A 20889-nucleotide genomic window follows, 5' to 3' on the forward strand; every position below is an offset into this window, starting at 1 on the left:
TCGAAATCGACGAGTGCTGTGGAACTGAGGAGAGCAATGTCCGAACCAGCCAACGAACGTACGGGATTCCATCGAGTCCTTCTCAAACTCGGCGGAGAAATGTTCGGTGGTGGCAAGGTCGGCCTCGACCCCGACGTGGTGACCAAGGTTGCGGAACAGATCGCCGAGGTCGTGCGGTCCGGGGTGCAGGTGGCGGTGGTCATCGGCGGCGGCAACTTCTTCCGTGGTGCGGAACTGCAGCAGCGAGGTCTGGACCGCGCGCGTTCCGACTACATGGGCATGCTCGGCACCGTGATGAATTGCCTTGCTCTGCAGGACTTCCTGGAGAAAGAGGGCATCGACAGCCGCGTGCAGACGGCGATCACGATGGGGCAGGTGGCGGAGCCTTACATTCCGCTGCGCGCTCAGCGGCACCTCGAGAAGGGCCGCGTCGTGATCTTCGGCGCCGGCATGGGCATGCCCTACTTCTCGACCGACACGACCGCGGCGCAGCGCGCACTCGAGATCGGCGCCGAGGTCGTCTTGATGGCCAAGGCCGTCGACGGCGTGTTCACCGCGGACCCGAACCTCGACCCGACCGCGACGATGTACACGCAGATCACGCACCGTGAGGTCATCGAACAGGGACTCAAGGTCGCCGACGCGACCGCGTTCAGTCTCTGTATGGACAACGAGATGCCGATCATGGTGTTCAATCTGCTGACCGAGGGGAATATCGCTCGGGCAGTGTCCGGTGAGAAGATCGGAACGCTCGTCAAGTCATGACGCGAGTGACACGCTCGACACCGGGTTTTCTCGAAACAGAGGCAGTGACGAATCGATGCAGAACGACATGGAGGAACAGCCGTGATTGATGAAGCTCTCTTCGAAGCCGAGGAGAAGATGGAGAAGGCTGTCACGGTGGCCAAGGACGATCTCGGATCGATCCGCACGGGCCGCGCGAATCCTGGCATGTTCAATCGCATCGGAATCGACTACTACGGCGCGTTCACCCCGATCACGCAGCTCGCCAGTATCAACGTGCCGGAAGCGCGACTGGTCGTCGTCAAGCCGTACGAGGCCTCGCAGCTCGGGGCCATCGAGACGGCGATCCGGAACTCCGACCTGGGCGTGAACCCGTCCAACGACGGAAACCTGATCCGCATCTCCGTTCCCCAGCTCACCGAGGAACGCCGCCGCGAACTGGTCAAGCAGGCCAAGTCCAAGGGCGAGGACGCCAAGGTGTCCGTGCGCAACGTGCGGCGCAAGGCGATGGACGAGCTGTCCCGGATCCAGAAGGACGGCGAGGCCGGCGAGGACGAGGTCGGTCGGGCCGAGAAGGAACTCGACAAGACGACCGCCCGGTACGTCGCGCAGGTCGACGAACTGGTGAAGCACAAGGAAGCCGAGTTACTGGAAGTTTAGTCACGAGACGAGGAGTGGATCGGGGACAGTGACCGTGCCAGCAGAACACGGGACCCCAGGGGGACCCATCTCGGAGGGCGACCCCTCGGAACCGGTCTCCGAGGGTGCGCCGGCGCCGGAGGCGGCCCCGGCCGGGAAGTCGAAGGCCGGGCGTAACCTTCCTGCCGCGATCGGCGTGGGCGTCGGTCTCGGCGTCGCGCTGATCCTGATCCTCGTCTACGTGCCGCTGGTATGGATCGCCGTGGTGGCCGTCGCGATGGCGGTCGCCACCTGGGAGGTCACCAAGCGCCTTCGGGAGGCCGGGATCAGCGCCCCCCGGATCCCGCTGCTCGCCGGCGGCCAGGCGATCCTGTGGCTGGGGTGGCCGTTCGGCCCGGTCGGGGTGCTCAGCGCCTTCGCGGGGACGGTGCTGGTCTGCATGGTCTGGCGTCTGTTCGACCACGGGCTGAAGGCGACACCCCAGAATTTCCTCCGGGACACCGCGATCACCGTGTTCGTCGCCTCCTGGATTCCGCTGCTGGCGTCGTTCGCTGTGCTGATGGTGTTGCAGGACGACGGCGCCGGGCGGGTGTTGTGCCTGATGATCGGCGTGGTCTGCTCCGATGTGGGCGGCTACGCGGCGGGTGTGCTGTTCGGCAAGCATCCGATGGTGCCGGCGATCAGCCCCAAGAAGTCGTGGGAAGGGTTCGTCGGTTCGCTGCTGTTCTGTGTCATCGGCAGCCTGCTCACGGTCACGTTGATCCTCGACGAGAACTCGATGATCGGCGTGCTCCTCGGTGTGGTGCTGGTGGTAACCGCCACGCTCGGCGATCTCATCGAATCCCAGGTCAAGCGAGAGCTTCGCATCAAGGACATGGGCACCCTGCTCCCCGGTCACGGCGGGATCATGGACCGTCTCGATTCCCTGCTGCCGTCGGCGTTCGTGACGTGGCTGGTGCTCACGGTTCTCGTCTGACCGCCCTGCCGTGACCATCCCCAGCCCGAACATCTGGCACTGGCCGGAGTGGTACGAGGTAGAGAACCGCGCCCAGGACGTGGACGGGGCGATCTTCCGTCACCTGCGTGGGGCCGTGGACTGGACGGGCGGCACCGTCGCCGACGTGGGCTGCGGGTCCGGCTTCCACCTCCCGGTCTTCGCCGAGTCCGCGGCCACGGTCTACGGAATCGAACCGCATCCGCCGTTACTCGAACGTGCGCGCACACGGGTGGGGCACCTGCCGAACGTCCGCGTGATCGAGGGCTCGGCCGAAGGCATACCCCTCGGCGACGCGAGCGTGGACGTCGTGCACGCACGGACCGCCTATTTCTTCGGCCCCGGCTGTGGCCGCGGAATCTGTGAGGCGATGCGGGTGCTGCGCCCGGGCGGCGCGCTCGTGGTGGTCGACCTGGACGCCACGGCCCATCCCTACGGCGAATGGATGCGGGCCGACCTGCCGCAGTACAACCCGGAGACCGTCGAGGCCTTCTTCGCGGCGCAGGGGTTCGACATGGTGCGCGTGGAGACGCGATGGCGATTCCCGGATCGGGAATTGCTGCGCGGAGTCCTCGGTATCGAGTTCACCAAGAAGACGGCATCGAAGGCGTTCGCGCAGACACCCGGCGTGGCTCTCGACGTGCGTTACCGCGTGCACGTCCGCCGAAAGCCCGCCGGGCTGCAGATTCTCTGACCGGCGTCGTTTACCGCGGTGCGATGTGGAAGAGCTTCGCGAGCGCGTTGATCTTCTTGGCCTTCGCCAGCTTGGGGAGGTCGCTGCCGTCCCGCACCCGGGAGCCGTCCTCGCCGAGGTCCGCGATCACGTCGAGCGCCCATTCGGCCTCGTCCGGGGACGGGCTGAGTGCGTCGTTGACCGGCGCCGTCTGCGCGATGGTCATGCACAGCTTCCCGGTCATGCCCATCGACAAGGTCAGCGCCGAGGCCCGGACCAGGGCGTCGACGTCGGTGCCGAGGGTGGGGCCGTCGATCGGCGGTGCGATCCGGGCTGCCCGGCTGGCGACCGTCAGCCGGGAGCGGGGGTAGGCCATCGCCAGCGGCGAATCGTCCATCCCGGTGTCGCGGCGGAAGTCGCCGCTGCCGAACGCGAGCCGGAAGGTGGCCTCCGTCCGGGCGATCTCGGGTGCGGCCTCGAGCCCCATCGCGGATTCGACGAGGGCGAGCACCTTCGTGCCCTCCGGGAGCCGCTCGGCGGTGGCGTCGACCTGCATTCCACTCTCGGTCTTGGCGAGCATGACGCCCTCGAGCCCGGGAACACCGTTCAGCGCTGCCAGGTCGTCCGCCCAGTAGGGTGTGGTCGCGTCGTTGATTCGCACCCACGCGCGCCGGTGCTCGCCGAGCCAGGCGACGACGTCGGCGCGGGCCCGGGGTTTGCGGTCGGGTGTGACGGCGTCCTCGAGGTCGAGGATCACGGCGTCGGCGGCGCTGGCATGGGCCGCCTCGAAACCCTCGGGTTTGCCGGCGGGAACCAGCAGCCAGGATCGTGCTTGTTCAGCCGCGATTCGCGGTGCCACAGTCGTCTCCATGTCGGCCTTCACAGTCGTGCCGTTCCGGTGATATCCACGACAGTAATTCTGCTCGCTCAGCGTCTGTGTAATCCACTTGCGTAACTATTGTTCAGTTAGAAATTACTGTTCAGGCGTCGCTGCCGGTTCGCGGCCCGGCGGATCTGGATGATGCGGACACCGCCCGCGAGGGCCATGATCACCGCGCCGGCGATCGCCGCGAACAGCAGTGTGACCCCCAGTGGGAGGGTGAATTCCCAGACGAACATTTCGAGGGTCACGCTGTCGAGATTCTGCAGGATGAACACGAGAAGCAGTACCAGAACGACGATTCCGATCACCAGACCGGTCCACGTGGCGCCCACCCGGGTGTGCGTGATGCCCTTCCGGCGTGCGACGTCGGGATGCTCGGTGCCGGCCGGTGTCGTGTCGGGGTGCGGCGGGTCGGTGGGCACCGGACCGGTGCCGGGGCCGCGGCCGACTGGGACGTCCGGAGGGAAGTTCGAGGGGTCGTCCGGTGTTGTCGACATAAGTTGATCTTTACCCACCTGGGCGGGTTCCGCATGCGCATCGGGCGGCGAAACGACGTCGATCAGGCATCCGCACGACAACGACCCCCGAATCAATGGGACAATGGAGAAACTATGGCTGTCTCGCTTCCCCTCGTTTTCACCGCGCCCCGGCGTGGGATGCCGCCCAAGCATCTCGCGGACCTCGACTCCGCCGAGCGGCGGGAGGCCGTCAAGGAGCTGGGTCTGCCCGGGTTCCGGGCCGATCAGCTGGCCAGGCAGTACTACGCGCGGCTCGAGGCGGATCCGGAGAAGATGACCGATCTTCCCGCCGCCGTGCGCGAGCAGGTGGGCGCGGCCCTGTTCCCGACGCTGCTGACCCCGGTCAAGCACCTGGCCTGCGACGGCGGCGACACCCGCAAGACGCTCTGGAAGGCGAATGACGGGACGCTGCTCGAAAGCGTCCTCATGCGCTACCCCGACCGCGCGACGCTCTGCATCTCCAGCCAGGCGGGCTGCGGAATGGCGTGCCCGTTCTGCGCGACCGGTCAGGGCGGGCTGCAACGCAACCTGTCGACCGCCGAGATCGTCGACCAGGTGCGTGCCGCCGCGGCCGCGCTACGCGACGGCGACGTCCACGGCGGTCCTGGCCGGTTGTCGAACGTCGTCTTCATGGGAATGGGGGAGCCGCTCGCCAACTACAAGCGAGTGGTCGCCGCCGTCCGTCGCATCACCTCGCCCGCCCCCGACGGCCTCGGGTTGTCGCAACGCTCCGTGACGGTATCGACGGTGGGTCTGGCGCCCGCGATCCGCAAGCTCGCCGACGAGGACCTCAGCGTCACGCTGGCCGTGTCTCTGCACACCCCGGACGACGAACTGCGCGACACCCTGGTCCCCGTGAACAACCGCTGGTCGGTCGCGGAGGTGCTCGACGCCGCCCGCTACTACGCGGACAAGTCCGGCCGCCGCGTCTCGATCGAGTACGCGCTGATCCGGGACGTCAACGATCAGCCGTGGCGCGCCGACCTGCTGGGCAAGAAGCTGCGCAAGGCGCTCGGGCCGCTGGTGCACGTGAATCTGATCCCGCTGAACCCCACGCCGGGCAGTGAATGGGATGCGAGCCCGAAGCCGGTGGAGAAGGAATTCGTCCGGCGCGTGCTGGCGCAGGGTGTGTCCTGCACGGTCCGGGACACCCGCGGCCAGGAGATCGCCGCCGCCTGCGGGCAGCTCGCCGCCGAGAACTGAGCTCCCACCGAACAGGCCGAAACGACGAAAACCCCTCGTTCCCGAGTAATCGGGGCGAGGGGTTCGTTCGTGGTTCGGTGTTACCGGGGCTTACGCCGCAGGACGATGTCGCGAACGAGGATCGCGACCATCAGGGCCGCGCAGCCGATCAGCCACAGGTCCTCGACCAGGCCGGTGTGGTTGCCGATGATCATGAGCAGCAGGAACACGGCGAAGAACCATCCGAAGAACCGGAACGTCTTCGGCGCCTCACCGCTCCAGCCCCACGCTGCCGACGGGACCTCCACGGTGTCGACGTGTGCGGCCACGATGGGGTCGCTGGACGAGGGCTCCAACTGGGTACCGGCCACGATCGATCCTCCTGCAGATTCGGTTGCGCTACTCGACATATCGTGACATACGACTGCCCGTCGTATGTAGCGGGGCCATCCATGGCGGGCGGTCCGCATTTCATCAGGAACAATGGGTGGGTGGATGAAAACAGGCCCACTCGCGTCCTGCTGCTCGGCAGCACAGGTTCGATCGGTACCCAGGCGTTGGAGGTGGTGGCCGCCAACCCGGACAAGTTCACGGTGGTGGGACTCGCGGCCGGTGGCGGAAACGTCGAACTGCTGGACCGGCAGATTCGTGAGACGGGTGTGTCCTCCGTCGCAGTCGCGGATCCGTCGGCGGCCGCATCGCTGGATCGGCCCGGCGTGCTGAGCGGACCGGAGGCCGTCACCGAACTCGTGCGGACCACCGAAGCGGACGTCGTGCTCAACGCACTCGTCGGTTCGCTGGGACTGGAGCCGACCCTGGCCGCGCTCGAGTCCGGTGCGCGGCTCGCCCTCGCCAACAAGGAGTCGCTCGTCGCCGGCGGGCCCCTCGTCACCGCGGCGGCGGCTCCGGGACAGATCGTGCCGGTGGACTCCGAGCACTCCGCGCTGGCCCAGTGCCTGCGGGGCGGCAGCGCGGACGAGGTGGACCGGCTGGTTCTCACCGCCTCGGGCGGACCGTTCCGTGGCTGGACGTCCGATCGGCTCGAATCGGTGACACCCGAGCAGGCCGGTGCCCACCCCACGTGGTCGATGGGGCCGATGAACACGCTGAACTCCGCGACACTCGTCAACAAGGGGCTCGAACTGATCGAGACCCACCTGCTGTTCGGCGTCGACTACGACCGGATCGACGTCACCGTTCACCCGCAGTCCATCGTGCACTCGATGGTCACGTTCACCGACGGGTCGACGCTGGCGCAGGCCAGCCCACCCGACATGAAACTTCCGATCGCCCTGGCGCTCGGCTGGCCGCACCGGATCGCGGGCGCCGCCGCGGCCTGCGACTTCAGCACGGCGTCCACCTGGGACTTCGAGCCGCTCGACTCGCAGGTTTTCCCCGCCGTCGACCTCGCCCGCGAGGCAGGCAAAGGTGGGGGATGCCTCACCGCGGTCTACAACGCTGCGAACGAAGTCGCGGCTCAGGCATTCTTGGACGGGATCATCCGGTTCCCGCGCATCGTCCGCACCGTCGCCTCCGTGCTGTCCGAGGCGGACGAGTGGTCGGCGCCACCGGCTACCGTGGAAGACGTACTGGCCGCCGACGGCTGGGCACGTGAGCGAGCACGTCAGCTCGTGAAGCAGGAAGGCTAGAACTGCATGGTGTTCGCAGTGGGCGTTGTTCTCTTCGCCCTCGGGATCGCGCTGTCGATCGCACTTCACGAAGCGGGGCACATGTGGGTGGCGCAGGCCACCGGCATGAAGGTCCGCCGGTACTTCATCGGTTTCGGACCCAAGATCTTCTCCTTCCGACGCGGTGAGACCGAGTACGGGCTCAAGGCGCTCCCACTCGGCGGGTTCTGCGACATCGCCGGGATGACGGCGCTGGACGAGCTCGAACCGGACGAAGAAGACCGGGCCATGTACAAGAAGCCGACCTGGAAGCGCCTCGCGGTGATGTCCGGCGGCATCGGCATGAACTTCGTCCTCGGCCTCGTGCTGGTCTACGTCCTCGCCGTCGGCTGGGGGCTGCCCGACCTCAACCGGTCCACCGACGCGGTCGTCGGCTCGGTCGGGTGCGCGGCGCCCACCCAGGGGCCCGGCCCCGACTACGCCCTGTCCGAATGCACCGGTCCCGGCCCCGCCGAGCAGGCGGGCATCAGGACCGGCGACGTCGTCACCGCGGTCGACGGCAAGGACACGCCCACGTTCGCCGACGTCGCCGCCGCCACGCGATCGCTGTCCGGTCCGGTGGACTTCACGATCGAGCGGGACGGCGAAGAGCAGACGATCGTCGTCCCGGTCCAGCAGGTGCAGCGCTGGGTCCAGGAGGAGGGGGAGACCGAACCTCACGAGGCGACCGTCGGCGCGATCGGTATCGGCGCGACACCGAGCGTCGTCGAGCACTCGGCCCTCTCGGCGGTGCCCGCCTCGTTCGAGTTCACCGGCGACATGTTCGTCATGACCGCCGAGCGGCTGGTGCAGATGCCGAGCAAGGCCGTCGACCTGTGGCACGCGGTGACGGGGGGAGAACGCGACCCGGAGACCCCGATCTCCGTGTACGGCGCCAGCGTCATCGGCGGCCAGATCGCCGAACAGGGCATCTGGGAAGCGTTCGTGCTGCTGCTCGCGAGCCTGAACTTCTTCCTCGGGATGTTCAACCTCCTGCCGCTGCTGCCACTCGACGGCGGACACATGGCGGTCACCGTGTACGAGCGGGTCCGGGACTGGTTCCGCAGCAGGCGCGGACTGCCCAGCGGGGGACCCGTCGACTACATGAAACTTCTGCCCGTCACCTATGTGGTGATCGTCATAGGCGGCGCATACATGCTCCTCACCCTGACCGCCGACATCGTCAACCCGATCAAGCTCTTCCAGTGATCGCTAAACTCGGACTTGAAGCTACGAAAGAAGGCACCCACGTGACCAGCCCTGTCGGATTGGGTATGCCCGAAGGCCCGGCCGCCGTTCTCGCACCCCGCCGCAAGACTCGCCAGCTCCAGGTCGGGACTGTCGGTGTCGGCAGCGACTACCCGGTATCCGTGCAGTCGATGTGCACCACCAAGACCCACGACGTCAACGCCACCCTGCAGCAGATCGCCGAACTCACGGCGTCCGGCTGCGACATCGTCCGCGTCGCCTGCCCGCGGCAGGAGGACGCCGACGCCCTCGCGATCATCGCGAAGAAGAGCCAGATCCCGGTCATCGCCGACATCCACTTCCAGCCCCGGTACATCTTCGCCGCCATCGAGGCGGGCTGCGCGGCCGTCCGCGTGAACCCCGGCAACATCAAGGAGTTCGACGGACGCGTCAAGGAGGTCGCGAAGGCCGCGGGTGACGCCGGTATCCCGATCCGCATCGGCGTCAACGCCGGTTCCCTCGACCCGCGGCTGATGCAGAAGTACGGCAAGGCCACGCCGGAGGCGCTCGTCGAGTCCGCCCTGTGGGAGGCGGGACTGTTCGAGGAACACGGGTTCGGTGACATCAAGATCTCGGTGAAGCACAACGACCCGGTGATCATGGTCGAGGCCTACCGGCAGCTGGCGGCGCAGTGCAACTACCCGCTGCATCTCGGGGTGACCGAGGCCGGTCCGGCGTTCCAGGGCACGATCAAGTCGGCGGTGGCGTTCGGTGCGCTGCTGGCCGACGGCATCGGCGACACCATCCGGGTGTCGCTGTCCGCCCCGCCCGCCGAGGAGATCAAGGTCGGCACGCAGATCCTGCAGTCGCTGAACCTGCGGCCCCGGAAGCTCGAGATCGTGTCCTGCCCGTCGTGTGGGCGCGCGCAGGTCGACGTGTACACGCTGGCCGACGAGGTCACCGCCGGTCTCGAGGGCATGGAGATCCCGCTGCGCGTGGCCGTCATGGGGTGCGTCGTCAACGGTCCCGGTGAGGCCCGCGAGGCCGACCTGGGTGTCGCGTCCGGCAACGGCAAGGGGCAGATCTTCGTCAAGGGCAAGGTCATCAAGACCGTGCCGGAGGCGCAGATCGTCGAAACCCTCATCGAGGAAGCGATGCGGATCGCTGAGGAGATAGAGGGTGATGCGACGTCCGGATCACCCGTCGTGACGGTCAGCTGAGTCGGCGCAGGCAGCGGGCAACGAAACGTCTCCCGTTTCCGGCGAGTTCATGGCAATCTGGTGGGCAGGTCCACTAGCTGACAAGGTTGGGTAGATGCTCAAGCTCCTCGGTGCCAAACAGTTGAGCAGTCGGGACGCAGCACACGTGCTCCGCGTTCTCGACGCCGATCCTGTCGCCGCCTGTATGGTTGCCGCTCGTGTAGAAGAGGGCGGCGTCGATCCCCGGATGATCCACGGAGAGTTGTGGAGTCGGGGCGGGCCGCTCGAATCGTTGTGCTTCTCGGGCGCGAATTTCGTGCCGCTGCGCGGCAGCGTCGACGACATGCGGGCGTTCGCCGACCGGGCCTGTCGCACCCCGCGCATGTGTTCGTCGCTGGTCGGCCGGGCCGAACTGACGTTGCCGCTGTGGGAGATGCTCGAGATGGATTGGGGGCCTGCCCGCGAGGTCCGGCCCGACCAGCCGCTGCTGGCGCTGGCGAGTACCCCGCAGTGCCGCCCGGATCCCTTGGTCCGGCAGGTGCGGATGCACGAACTCGAGCAGTACCTGCCTGCCGCGGTCGCGATGTTCATCGAAGAGGTCGGCATCGATCCCCGCGCCAACGACGGCGGACGAGGGTACCGGCGCCGCGTCGCCAATCTCATCGCCGCCGGCCGGGCGTGGGCCAGATTCGACGACGGTCAGGTGGTGTTCAAGGCCGAGGTCGGATCGGTGTCCTCGCGGGTGGGGCAGATCCAGGGCGTCTGGGTGCATCCGATGTATCGCGGGCATGGGTTCGGGGCGGCGGGTACCGCGACGGTCGCGGAGGCCGTCATCGCCGAGAGCCGCATCGCCAGCCTCTACGTCAACAGCTTCAACACGGTGGCCCGCAGTGCGTACGCGCGCATCGGCTTCAGCCAGGTCGCGACGTTCGCCACAATTCTCCTGGACTGACTCGCTGTCCGCCTACCGTGTCGGCGGTGTCCGCCGACATACCATGGGCGGCGATGAACCTGCGGCCACATTCTCGCTTACGCGTCGTCCAGTCGATCGCCCTCTGCGGCGCCGCTGTGCTGACGGTGGGTCTCACGGCGTGCACGCCGAGACCGGACGGTCCGGAACCGGCCGCGCAGGCGTTTCTGACGGCCTTCGCCGAGCAGGACTCGGAGGAGGCCGCCGATCTGTCGGACCGGCCCGACGTCGCCCGCCAGGCCCTCGAGTCCGCGTGGACGTCGCTGCAGGCCGAGTCTCTCGACGCCCGGACGACGGATGTCCACGTCAGCGGTGACACGGCCACCGTCGGGTACACGTACGAGTGGCATCTGCCGAAGGACCGGGTGTGGACGTATTCGGGTGAACTCCAGATGGGGCGGCGCGGCGGCGACTGGGCCGTGCGGTGGAGTTCCACCAACGTCCATCCCCGGCTGGGTGATCGGCAGACGATGTCGCTGCGGTCCACTGCCGCCCCGCGGGCCCGGGTCAACGAGCATTCCGGGTCGGACGTCCTCGTGCCCGGAGTGGTGTACCGCGTGAAGTTCGATGCGGCGCAGTCGGGCAACGTGATCGGCAGTGCACAGTCCCTGGCGTCGGCGCTCGCCACGTTCGACAACACGCTCACTGCGCAGTCGATCGCCGAATCGGCGACGGCGGTGAAGGGCGACTACCTCGTCACCAGGCTGCGGTCGGACGACTACGAACAGGTCGCCGGCGTGCTCGGCGCCATTCCCGGTGTGAGCGTGTCCGACGAGGCGGATCTCGTGGCCACCGACCGGAACTTCGCACCCGATCTGGTCGGTCAGGTGAAGAAGACCGTGATCGACGAGGTCGACGGCAAGGCCGGCTGGAGTGTGGTGACGGTCAACCAGAACGGCGTGGACACGGACGTGCTCACCGAGACGGCGCCGCAGACCTCCCCGTCGTTCTCGATCAGCCTCGACCGTCCCATCCAGATCGCCGCGCAGAACGCCGTCAATGCTCGCACCGACCAGACGATGATGGTCGTCATCCAGCCGTCGACCGGCGACGTCCTGGCCGTCGCACAGAACAAGGCCGCGGACAGGGACGGTCCGGTCGCGCTCACCGGCCTGTATCCGCCCGGTTCGACGTTCAAGATCGTCACCGCCGGCGCCGCGATCTCGTCGGGGATCGCGACACCCGACACGATGGTGCCGTGTCCGGGACGCATCGAGATCGGTGAGCGCAGCGTCCCGAACTACAACGAATTCGCGCTCGGCACCGTGCCGATGGCCACGGCGTTCGCCCGCTCCTGCAATACGTCGTTCGCGAAACTCGCCAGCGAGATGCGTCCCGACGCACTGACGGTCGCGGCGTCGCAGTACGGAATCGGGCCCGACTACGAAGTGGTGGGCCTGCCGACCGACTCGGGTTCGGTGCCGCCGGCCGAGGATCTGGTGCAGCGAACCGAGGACGGGTTCGGGCAGGGCAAGGTGGTGGTCAGCCCGTTCGGAATGGCGTTGGCCGCCGCGACCATCGCGCACGGTTCGACGCCCGTGCCGCGGTTGATCGCCGGACGGGAAACCACGATCGACGGCGAGCATCCTCAGATCAGCCCGGAGATGGTCGACGGGCTGCGCGGGATGATGCGTCTCGTGGTGACGAGCGGTACCGCGGAGCGGATCGAAGACCAGGGCGAGGTGTACGGCAAGACGGGTGAGGCGGAGGTCGAGGGCGGTTCGCACGCCTGGTTCGTCGGCTACCGCGGCGACCTCGCGTTCGCGACGCTGGTGGTGCGCGGCGGCAGTTCCGACAACGCCGTCGCCGTCACCCGCGACATGTTCGCCGCGCTGCCCGAGGGGTACTGACACCGACGCTGTCCACCGATCGGGGGACGCGGAATTCATCCTGTTCAGGGGCTGATCGGTGGACAGACGCTGCCCCCGGGGCGGTCCATAGTTGGTTGCAGACGGAAGAACCCGCACAGCCGGGATCGAAAAGCCAACGTGGACAGGAAGTCGGACCATGACCATCAGTGCAGAAGTGAACCGCGTGGAGACAGCGAACGGCACCCGGAGGGTGTTGTTCGTCGGGCGCCCGGGCGCCGGTACGGAGCTTACGCGGTGGGTTGCGTTGCGGCAGTGGGCTTCCGACCGTGGAATGGAATCGATCAGCGAATGTGAGGGTGACGTCGTCTGCGCGATCGCGACCGAGGACGTCCTGGACGGACTCTGTTCGCCATCCGATGCGATGGCGATGCAGCTGGCGCGGGCTCGAGGGGTGCCCTGCGTCGGCGTTCGCGACGCACACGTTCTCGAGGATGCGATCTGACATGGGGTTCGAGATCATCGAACGCGGCGAGACCCTGGTGGCCGGTCTGCCCGTGCGAAGCCCCCAGCGGGCGTTGGGGAAACTGAGCGACCCCCGCCTGGACCGTGCATGGACGCGCGTGCTCCACCACGAGGTCGGGGGACCGCTCGCGTCCACCTACATCGACTTCGCTCCCGACGTCGAGTCGTATTACACCCAGATCGTCGGGTACGAATGCGCGACGGTGGACGACGCCACTCGGGGTCACGTCATTTCGCGGATACCGCCCGGCACGTACGCCAAATTCTCTTCGCGGGGAATGTTTCCCGACGTGATGCTGCGGCTGTGGGCGCAGGTCAGCGAGGCGGAGACGAACGGCGACATCGAGCGGACGTACACCGGGGACCTCGAAGCGTACCCCCACGCCTACGCCGTGGATCTGTACATTCCGATCCACGTGGACGAGTCCGGGGCGCCGTCGAGTGCGGCGGGGTCGAGTGTGATGGGTGAGAAGCGATGATCGAGATCGTCAAGAGGCAGGCCGAATCGTTTGTGGGCCTGACCATTCCCGAAGGCAAACCCGGACGTCCCGGGCCGGGCCGGGAACTCGTCGACTACACGGTGGAGCGGATCAGGGATCGGGGGATCTCCGAGATCTTCGTCGTCTACGCGGCGTCCCCGCCGCCGCGCACGTTCACGGTCGTCGTCGGATACCCGTGCGATTCGACCGACAAGATGGAACCCGGCGACGTCCTGGTCGGCGTGCGTTCCGGCTATTTCGCCCGATTCTGTTGCGAGGACGAATCGGAACCGGAGGCGCTCGCCGAGACGTGGAGCGTCGCCGACTACGCGGCGGCGCGCGGCCGGATCGAACGCGCCTTCGCGGAGGACTTCGAGGTGCATCATCCGGACGGGTCCGTCGAACTGTTCCTCTCGTTGTACTGAGCGGCGACCGGGCGGGTCACTCGTGCTCGGCGAGTTTCTCGGGGTCGATCTGGGGCCCGCTCTTGCCGAGCCTCTTGTTCACGAGGACGGTCCCGGCCCACAGCACGACACCGATTCCGAGGAGAACGCCCGCGATCTGGTACTGCACCGCGGGACGGTCGGCGAAAGGAGTGACCAGGAAGCCACACGTGAGGGCGCCGATGATCGGAAAGATGGTCGGCACCCGGAAATGCTTGTGCTCCACCGGCTGCTTGCGCAAGACGAGCACGGTGATGTTGACGATGGTGAACACGCCCAGCAGCAGCAGCGCGGTGGTGCCGCCGAGTTCGGGGACTTCACCGACGAACGTGATGAGGCCGAAGGCGAGGATCGTGGTGAAGACGATGGCAACGTACGGTGTGCGCCGCGTGGCGTGAACCTTGCCGAGTGGGGGAGGCAGGACGCCCTCGCGGCTCATGCCGTACAGCAACCGGCTCGCCATCAGCATGTTGATCAGCGCCGTGTTGGCGACGGCGAACATGGTGATGAATGCGAAGATCCCGATCGGGAACCCGGGCGCCCCGGCCTGAACGACCTTCAGCAGCGGGGTGTCACCCTCGCCGAGTTCGCTCACGGGCACGAGAGCGATCGCGGTGATCGACACGAACACGTAGATGCAGCCGGTGATGATCAGGCCGGTCAGCAGGACCTTGGGGAAGATGCGGCTCGGTTCCTTGCATTCCTCGGCCATGTTGACCGAGTCCTCGAACCCGACCATCGCGAAGAAGGCGAGGGCGGTGCCCGCGACGACCGCGCCGAGTGCGGATCGGTCGCCGGTGTCGAACGTGGCCACCCGGGAGAAGTCGCCGTCTCCGACGCCGAGGGCCCACAGCCCGATCATGATGATGATCAGGAGACCGGACAGCTCGACGCAGGTGAGGACGACGTTGGTCTTGACGCTCTCGCTGACTCCGCGGAAGTTGACGAGACCCACCAGCGTCATGAAGCCGAGACCGAGCAGAGTGATGCCGATCCCGGTGGAGAAGTCGAGGTCGAACGCCTCGACGAAATTGGCGGCGAACGCCCGCGACGCCGTCGACGCGGACGTGATTCCCGAGCACATCACCGCGAACGCGACCATGTACGTGAGGAAGTGCACCCCGAACGCCTTGTGCGTGTACAGCGCGGCGCCCGCGGCCTTCGGGAACTTGGTGACCAGCTCCAGATAACTGAATGCGGTGATGATCGCGACGACGAACGCCACCAGGAACGGCAGCCACACCGCGCCCCCGACCTGATTGGCCACCTTTCCGGTGAGCGCGTAGATGCCGGTGCCGAGGATGTCTCCGACGATGAACAGCAGGAGCAGCCCCGGGCCCATCACCCGCTTGAGGCTCGGCTGTTCGGGCGAATTCGAATCCGGTGCGTTCGAACTCGTGGCGTCCGCTGTCGATCCCATGATCCACCGCCTTTCGCTACCGCCTGCGTCCCTCGTTCGAGGAGACTGTGTTCGCTAGGGGAGCAGCCCGAGCCTGCGCGCGGTGACCACCGCCTCGTGCCGCGACCGTGCGTCGAGCTTGCTCATGGCACTGCGCAGGTAACTCTTCACCGTCTCCGGTCCCACCGAGAGGCGCTGTGCTGCTTCACTGTTGGTGCATCCCAGGGCCACGTGAGACAGGACGTCGATCTCGCGTGGGGTGAGGCGGACGCCGGGGTCCTCGTCCGCGCTGTCGGCGTCCGGACGCAGAATGCCCGCCAGTCGCTGCGACAGCCCGCGGAGACGGGCCTGCAACGACGTGTCGGCGACGGTCTGTGCGACACTCCGCAGCTCCGCGTGGATGTTGCGGAGTTCCTCGGTGGTGGCGCCGCCGGCGCCGCTGACGTCGAGCGTCTTCATCATCTCGAGGCGGCGATCGACCTCGTCCCGGATGGCGATCTCGGTGCCGAGGCGCCGGGACGCCGCGACGACGATGTCGGCGGTGCGGTCGCCGATCGGTGCGCAGTCGCGGATGGCGGCGTAGAGCACCGCGCGCGAACTGCCCCGCACCATGACCGGCACCGCGAGGATGGACCGGAGTCCCTCACTGAGGACGGGCCGGTCGTAGTGGTGGGTAATGGTCGAGGAGCGGCCGTAGTCGTTGACCGCCACCGGTGTGCGCTGGGCGACGACGCGGCCACCGAGACCGGAACGCGAGGGGATTGCGAGGCCCTTGAGGTTGTTGGTGCGGGTGCCGACGAACTCGCTGAGGTGCAGTGTGCCGTCCTGGACCTCGCCGCCGAACAGGACCGGCGCGACACCGTGAGCTGCGATGGAGCGCAGCTCACCCCGAAGTGCGTCCCCGTCCCGAGGGCGCAGCAGCGACGGTGCACGAGCAACCAAGTCGGTCACCCCTTTCCGGGGGTAGTCACAGCGGTCTGTGAGCTAGATCATAACCGTAGTGAGTTCGGGCGACGGCCCGATCATCTGTCACAGGCCATGAGAGCACAAGGAGTACCGCATGACCACCGATCCCACCGCACGCGTGCGTGAGCTGCTGGACCAGTACGACACGCCGACGGCGTCCGCCGCGGAACTGCTGTGTGATCGACACCCCGCCGACGACGTGGCATTCACCGTCGTCGAATCGGATCTGTCGTCGACGGACCTCACCTACGGCTACCTGCGCGAGCAGTCCACGCGATTCGCCGCCGCACTCGCCGACCTCGGCGTCGAGCCGGGCGACCACGTCGCGACGCTGATGGGCAAGTCGGCCGAACTGGTCGTCGCGCTGCTCGGCATCTGGCGCCGGGGTGCCGTCCACGTTCCCCTGTTCACCGCGTTCGCGCCGCCCGCGATCGCGTTCCGGCTGGGCGCGAGCGGGGCGAAGGTCGTGGTCTCCGACGCCAACCAGCTCGACAAGCTGACTCCAGGGGAGGACATCCCCGCGGACGCGTCCTGGCAGGTCGTCGTCGTGGGCGGGGCCGGCACCGATGCGCTCGACTTCGCGACGCTCGTGGAGTCGCACGACCCCGCGGATGCGAAGGGTGCGGCCGTCACGGTCGGCGGCGACGGCCCCCTCGTCCAGTTGTTCACCAGCGGCACGACCGGCACACCGAAGGGGGTGCCGGTGCGGCTGCGGGCCCTCGCGTCGTTCCACGCCTACCAGGAGTTCGGCCTCGACGTCCGCAAGGACGACGTGTTCTGGAACGCCGCCGACCCCGGCTGGGCGTACGGCCTGTACTACGCCCTGCTCGGGCCCCTCGCCGCGGGCATCCGCAGCATCCTGCTGCACGCCGGGTTCTCCGCGCCCCTCACCTGGCAGGTGATGGAGCGCTTCGGCGTCACCAACTTCGCCGCCGCGCCCACGGTCTACCGCAGCCTGCGGGCCGACCCCACGCCGATCCCCGAGACGGTGACACTGCGGCGCGCGTCGTCGGCGGGTGAACCGCTCACCCCCGACGTGATCTCGTGGGCCGAGGCCAACCTGAACGTGTTCGTGCGCGACCACTACGGCCAGACCGAGCACGGCATGTTCATCGCCAACTCCTGGGCCGACGGACTGCGGGACGAGGTGCGCGACGGGTCCATGGGCAAACCGCTGCCGGGGTGGGCGTGCGCCGTCCTCGAGGACGACTCCGACGCGATCGCGCCGCCGCGCACCCCGGGTCGGGTCGCGATCGACACGCTGGGCAGCCCACTGATGTGGTTCGCCGGCTACGTCGACGCCCCGGAGAAGACCGCGCAGCGGTTCACCGCCGACGGTCGCTGGTATCTCACCGGCGACGCCGGGCAGACCGACGAGGACGGCTTCTTCTTCTTCTCCGCCCGCGACGACGACGTGATCATCATGGCCGGCTACCGGATCGGGCCCTTCGACGTCGAGAGTGTGCTCGTGATGCACGACGAGGTCGTCGAGGCTGCGGTCGTCGGGATGCCCGACGAGTTGCGCGGTGAGGTGCTCGAGGCGTTCGTGGTCCTGCGCGAAGGCGTCGACGGGACCGACGAACTGGAGGTCGAACTGCAGACGCTGGTGAAGAAGAAGTTCGCGGCGCACGCCTACCCGCGCACCGTGCACTTCGTCCCCAACCTGCCCAAGACCCCCAGCGGCAAGGTGCAGCGGTACCTGCTCCGCCAGAAGTAGGCGGCTCCGCCGCCCGTGCGCCTTTCTGGTAGCTCCAGCTACCAGAAAGGCGCACGGGTGCGTCAGCGCCCGCGGATGCGGCCGACGACCAGCAACGCGAGGAGGGTGACCGCGAGCAGCAGCGTGGTGTCGGCCGCGGCGAGAAAGACCTGACCGCGATCGGTGAGCCCGAAGATGCTCACCGGCAACGTCTTCCAGGTCGCCGGATACACCATCACGGTGGCGCCCAGTTCGCCCATCGACAGCGCGATCGACAGGCCCGCGGCGGCGCCGAGCGCAGGCAGCAGGAGCGGCAGCGTGATCCGCAGCAGGACCCGGGTGGGACCGGCGCCGAGGGATTCGGCGGCCTGCCGGTAGGCGGGATCGAGGCGGTCCAGAGCCGCCGAGACGGTGCTGAACGTGAACGCCAGCACGAGGATCGTGTGCGCCAGGATGACGATCCACTTCGTTCCGCCGAGCAGGAGCGGCCGTGAGTTGAACGCGATCAGCAGACCCAGTCCGATCGCCACGGACGGGATCGCGATCGGCAGGTGGAAGACGGCGTCGGTGATGCGGCACAACCACGTCGGCGCCTCACGCGCTGCCAGTGCCGCCCACGTCCCGACCACCAGTGCCAGTGCGCCCGCGACGAACGCCGTCTGCAGGCTGACGGTGAGACTGGCGAGGTTCTCGTCGGACAGTGCCTTCGCGAAGTTCCGGCCGCCGAGGTCCGACGGCAGTGGGCCCGTCCAGGACCCGGCCAGCGCGGCCGCGATCACGGTGGCGATCGGAGCCACGAACACGACGGTCACGACGACCGCGAACACGCCCAGAGTCAGGGCTCTAGACCTTCTCGTCCACAGCAGCACGGCTGCCTCCCGTCAGCGTGGCGAACACGAATCGGTATGTGCAGTACAGGGTCAGCGACAGCGCCACCTGGACGGTGGCGATCACGGCCGCGCCCGGCAGGTCGAAAGTGACGATGCCGCGCGTGTAGATCAGGACGGGCAGCGTCACCACGTCCTTGGCGCCCGTGAACAGGACGATGCCGAACTCGTTGAGGGTGAGCAGTAGCACCAGCGATCCACCCGCCAGCAGTGCGGGCCACGCCTCGGGCATCACCACGGTCCGGAGCACCCGCAGCGGCGACGCCCCGAGACTGGCGGCGACGTCGAGTTGTTCGCGGGGGATCTGGGTGAACGCGGCGAGCAGGGGGCGGACGACGAACGGCGTGAAGAACGTGACCTCCGCGGCGATCACCCCGAGTGGGGTGCCGAGGAAGTTCAGCGGTCCGTCGGCGTCGCCGGTGATCCGCGCGATCAGCGCGTTCACTGCCCCGGCGGTGCCGTAGAGGAACGTGAACGCCAGCGTGATCAGGAACGACGGCAGCGACAGCACCGCGTCGATCAGCCGTCCCACGACCTTCGATCCCGTGAACGGGACGAACGCCAGGACGAGCGCGAGGAACGTGCCGAGGATCACGCAGCCGAGGGTGGAGAGGGCGGCGATCTGCACCGTCCGCCACAGGGCTGTGCGGAACAGTTCCGAGCCGAGCACCCTGGACCAGTTGTCCAGACCCGAACCGGTCTCGGAGTCGAGGGATTCGGTGAGCACCCGCGCCATCGGGTAGACGGCGAATCCGAGTACGAGCAGCAGGGGTGGGAGCGTCCACGCGATGCCTCGCCACCGGAACGGCTCGCGGGAGAGCGGTGCCGTCGCGGCGGGCGGACGCTCGAGGGTCGCGGTCATGTCGCCGGTACCAGGACGCTGCCGTCGGACGGGAACTGCACGCCGACGACGGTGCCCGGACCACGCTGGTCGTGACCGGACACGTCCGCGTCCACCTGCACTCCCTCGAAATCGTCGACGGCGAGCGTGATCCGCGTGGTCGATCCCCGCCACACCGTCGAGACGATCCGCGCCGAGAACGAACCCCGCGCGCCGGGCGCCGTCAGCGTCACCGCGTGCGGGCGGACACACAGGAACGCGGGCAGGTCCGACTCCCACTCCACGTGCCCGATGTCGGGTTGTGGCGCGGTTGCAGTGACGGGAACGCCGCCGATCGACACGAGCGCCGACGTCCCGATCACCCGGGTGACGGTGCACGGCAGCAGGTTGGCGCCGCCGAGGAATTCCGCGGTGAAACTGCTCGGCGGCCGCTTCCAGAGATTCTCGGCGGTGTCGATGTCGGCGAGCCGGGAGTTCCGCATGACGGCGATCCGGTCCGCCAGTGCCAGCGCCTCGCTCTGATCGTGCGTGACGTAGAGCATCGCAGTGTCGGGCAGGGCCGCCCGCAGCCCCGCGAGCTCACCGAGCATGCTCTCGCGCAGTTGGGCGTCCAGCGCGGCGAGCGGTTCGTCGAGCAGCAGAACCGAGGGCCGGATCGCGAGGGCCCGCGCGATCGCGATCCGCTGCTGCTGTCCGCCCGACAGTTCGCGGGGCAGGCGCTTGCCGTAGGCGGACATGCCGACCATGTCGAGTGCCTCGGCCACCCGCGCGCCGATCTGCGCGCGCGGCACCCGTTGGGAGCGGAGGCCGAACGCGACGTTGTCGGCCACCCGCATGTGCGGAAACAGCGCGTAGGACTGCACGACGACGCCGATTCCCCGTTTCGCGGGTGGTAGGTCGGTGACGTCGCGGGATCCGAGCCGCACGGAACCCGAAGTGGGGCGGACGAATCCCGCGAGTGCCTTCAGTGCGGTCGACTTTCCGGAGCCGCTCGGGCCGAGCAGGGCCACCGTCTCACCGCGGCCGACGCGCAGGTTGAAGTCGATCAGGGCGTGAGTCACGCCCTTGCCGCGGCCGTAGCCGACGGTGACGCGGTCGAACGTGATGGCCGGCGCGGAGAAGTCGGTGACTCCGCGGACCGCAGTGGTGTGCGACGGCTGTGCCCGCCTGGCTGGAGTTCCCGACACG

General features: G+C 67.9%; 22 protein-coding genes. 14 read left to right on the plus strand and 8 right to left on the minus strand.

Annotated features, from left to right (window positions below; all coding sequences use genetic code 11):
- Window positions 1–36: 36 nt before the first annotated feature.
- The 4 genes from pyrH (at window position 37) to ACLIVD_RS14820 (ending at window position 3071) form a co-directional block, all read left to right on the plus strand.
- A complete protein-coding gene (gene pyrH / locus ACLIVD_RS14805; protein WP_005240535.1) occupies window positions 37–765 on the plus strand; it encodes a UMP kinase in 729 nt (242 codons plus the stop codon).
- An 81-nt stretch (window positions 766–846) separates the two neighbouring features.
- A complete protein-coding gene (frr, locus tag ACLIVD_RS14810; RefSeq protein WP_005240537.1) occupies window positions 847–1404 on the plus strand; it encodes a ribosome recycling factor in 558 nt (185 codons plus the stop codon).
- A gap of 28 nt (window positions 1405–1432) precedes the next feature.
- Window positions 1433–2359, plus strand: a complete 927-nt coding sequence (locus ACLIVD_RS14815) for a phosphatidate cytidylyltransferase (RefSeq protein WP_283334786.1) — start codon at window positions 1433–1435, stop codon at window positions 2357–2359.
- Window positions 2360–2369: 10 nt separating this feature from the next.
- Window positions 2370–3071 carry a class I SAM-dependent methyltransferase gene (locus tag ACLIVD_RS14820; protein ID WP_280781760.1) on the plus strand — a complete coding sequence of 234 codons (702 nt, stop codon included), beginning with the start codon at window positions 2370–2372 and terminating at the stop codon, window positions 3069–3071.
- Window positions 3072–3081: 10 nt separating this feature from the next.
- Here the strand turns inward: ACLIVD_RS14820 and ACLIVD_RS14825 are convergent, their stop codons facing one another.
- Both ACLIVD_RS14825 and ACLIVD_RS14830 read right to left on the minus strand, forming a co-directional pair.
- Window positions 3082–3933, minus strand: coding sequence for an HpcH/HpaI aldolase/citrate lyase family protein (locus ACLIVD_RS14825; RefSeq protein WP_280781761.1), 852 nt, complete (start codon window positions 3931–3933; stop codon window positions 3082–3084).
- 83 nt (window positions 3934–4016) lie between these two features.
- Window positions 4017–4430 carry a LapA family protein gene (locus tag ACLIVD_RS14830; RefSeq protein ID WP_317568920.1) on the minus strand — a complete coding sequence of 138 codons (414 nt, stop codon included), beginning with the start codon at window positions 4428–4430 and terminating at the stop codon, window positions 4017–4019.
- A 114-nt stretch (window positions 4431–4544) separates the two neighbouring features.
- Between ACLIVD_RS14830 and rlmN the strand changes: the two genes are divergently transcribed.
- The gene (gene rlmN, locus ACLIVD_RS14835; protein WP_005240549.1) at window positions 4545–5654 is read left to right on the plus strand and encodes a dual-specificity RNA methyltransferase RlmN; all 1110 of its coding nucleotides are present in this window, start codon (window positions 4545–4547) and stop codon (window positions 5652–5654) included.
- Between the two features lie 80 nt (window positions 5655–5734).
- Here the strand turns inward: rlmN and ACLIVD_RS14840 are convergent, their stop codons facing one another.
- A complete protein-coding gene (locus ACLIVD_RS14840; protein ID WP_491932622.1) occupies window positions 5735–6004 on the minus strand; it encodes a DUF2631 domain-containing protein in 270 nt (89 codons plus the stop codon).
- Between the two features lie 81 nt (window positions 6005–6085).
- On the opposite strand from ACLIVD_RS14840, the gene dxr reads away from it, so the two are divergent.
- The 8 genes from dxr (at window position 6086) to ACLIVD_RS14880 (ending at window position 13894) form a co-directional block, all read left to right on the plus strand.
- The gene (gene dxr / locus ACLIVD_RS14845; protein ID WP_491932623.1) at window positions 6086–7282 is read left to right on the plus strand and encodes a 1-deoxy-D-xylulose-5-phosphate reductoisomerase; all 1197 of its coding nucleotides are present in this window, start codon (window positions 6086–6088) and stop codon (window positions 7280–7282) included.
- 6 nt (window positions 7283–7288) lie between these two features.
- The gene (locus ACLIVD_RS14850) at window positions 7289–8509 is read left to right on the plus strand and encodes a M50 family metallopeptidase (RefSeq protein ID WP_105419387.1); all 1221 of its coding nucleotides are present in this window, start codon (window positions 7289–7291) and stop codon (window positions 8507–8509) included.
- A gap of 41 nt (window positions 8510–8550) precedes the next feature.
- On the plus strand, window positions 8551–9708 hold the full coding sequence (gene ispG / locus ACLIVD_RS14855) for a flavodoxin-dependent (E)-4-hydroxy-3-methylbut-2-enyl-diphosphate synthase (RefSeq protein ID WP_491932624.1): 1158 nt from the start codon (window positions 8551–8553) through the stop codon (window positions 9706–9708).
- A 94-nt stretch (window positions 9709–9802) separates the two neighbouring features.
- On the plus strand, window positions 9803–10639 hold the full coding sequence (locus ACLIVD_RS14860) for a GNAT family N-acetyltransferase (RefSeq protein WP_491932625.1): 837 nt from the start codon (window positions 9803–9805) through the stop codon (window positions 10637–10639).
- A 53-nt stretch (window positions 10640–10692) separates the two neighbouring features.
- Complete coding sequence (locus ACLIVD_RS14865) at window positions 10693–12507, plus strand: penicillin-binding transpeptidase domain-containing protein (RefSeq protein WP_491932881.1); 1815 nt, start codon at window positions 10693–10695, stop codon at window positions 12505–12507.
- A 157-nt stretch (window positions 12508–12664) separates the two neighbouring features.
- Entirely contained in the window at window positions 12665–12970 is a 306-nt protein-coding gene (locus ACLIVD_RS14870) for a hypothetical protein (RefSeq protein WP_105419381.1), read from the plus strand.
- Window position 12971: 1 nt separating this feature from the next.
- Complete coding sequence (locus tag ACLIVD_RS14875) at window positions 12972–13469, plus strand: GyrI-like domain-containing protein (protein WP_491932626.1); 498 nt, start codon at window positions 12972–12974, stop codon at window positions 13467–13469.
- Window positions 13466–13894, plus strand: a complete 429-nt coding sequence (locus ACLIVD_RS14880; RefSeq protein ID WP_280781766.1) for an AraC family transcriptional regulator — start codon at window positions 13466–13468, stop codon at window positions 13892–13894. The genes ACLIVD_RS14875 and ACLIVD_RS14880 overlap by 4 nt, the downstream gene beginning before the upstream one ends.
- 16 nt (window positions 13895–13910) lie before the next feature.
- On the opposite strand, the gene ACLIVD_RS14885 is transcribed toward ACLIVD_RS14880, so the two are convergent.
- Together ACLIVD_RS14885 and ACLIVD_RS14890 are read right to left on the minus strand one after the other, a co-directional pair.
- Window positions 13911–15332: an APC family permease gene (locus ACLIVD_RS14885; protein WP_280781767.1), complete on the minus strand. Its 1422-nt coding sequence runs from the start codon at window positions 15330–15332 to the stop codon at window positions 13911–13913.
- Between the two features lie 54 nt (window positions 15333–15386).
- A complete protein-coding gene (locus ACLIVD_RS14890) occupies window positions 15387–16262 on the minus strand; it encodes a helix-turn-helix transcriptional regulator (protein ID WP_418340933.1) in 876 nt (291 codons plus the stop codon).
- 109 nt (window positions 16263–16371) lie between these two features.
- Between ACLIVD_RS14890 and ACLIVD_RS14895 the strand changes: the two genes are divergently transcribed.
- On the plus strand, window positions 16372–17994 hold the full coding sequence (locus tag ACLIVD_RS14895; RefSeq protein WP_491932627.1) for an AMP-binding protein: 1623 nt from the start codon (window positions 16372–16374) through the stop codon (window positions 17992–17994).
- A gap of 62 nt (window positions 17995–18056) precedes the next feature.
- On the opposite strand, the gene ACLIVD_RS14900 is transcribed toward ACLIVD_RS14895, so the two are convergent.
- Genes ACLIVD_RS14900 through ACLIVD_RS14910 form a run of 3 tightly spaced genes read right to left on the minus strand, consistent with a single transcriptional unit; the run spans window position 18057 to window position 20888 of the window.
- The gene (locus ACLIVD_RS14900; RefSeq protein ID WP_491932628.1) at window positions 18057–18842 is read right to left on the minus strand and encodes an ABC transporter permease; all 786 of its coding nucleotides are present in this window, start codon (window positions 18840–18842) and stop codon (window positions 18057–18059) included.
- Window positions 18817–19722, minus strand: a complete 906-nt coding sequence (locus tag ACLIVD_RS14905; RefSeq protein WP_317571366.1) for a 2-aminoethylphosphonate ABC transporter permease subunit — start codon at window positions 19720–19722, stop codon at window positions 18817–18819. Before ACLIVD_RS14905 ends, ACLIVD_RS14900 begins: the two co-directional genes overlap by 26 nt.
- Window positions 19719–20888, minus strand: a complete 1170-nt coding sequence (locus ACLIVD_RS14910) for an ABC transporter ATP-binding protein (RefSeq protein WP_317571365.1) — start codon at window positions 20886–20888, stop codon at window positions 19719–19721. Before ACLIVD_RS14910 ends, ACLIVD_RS14905 begins: the two co-directional genes overlap by 4 nt.
- Between the last annotated feature and the right edge of the window lies 1 nt (window position 20889).

This window comes from Rhodococcus sp. G6(2025) (assembly GCF_058628105.1).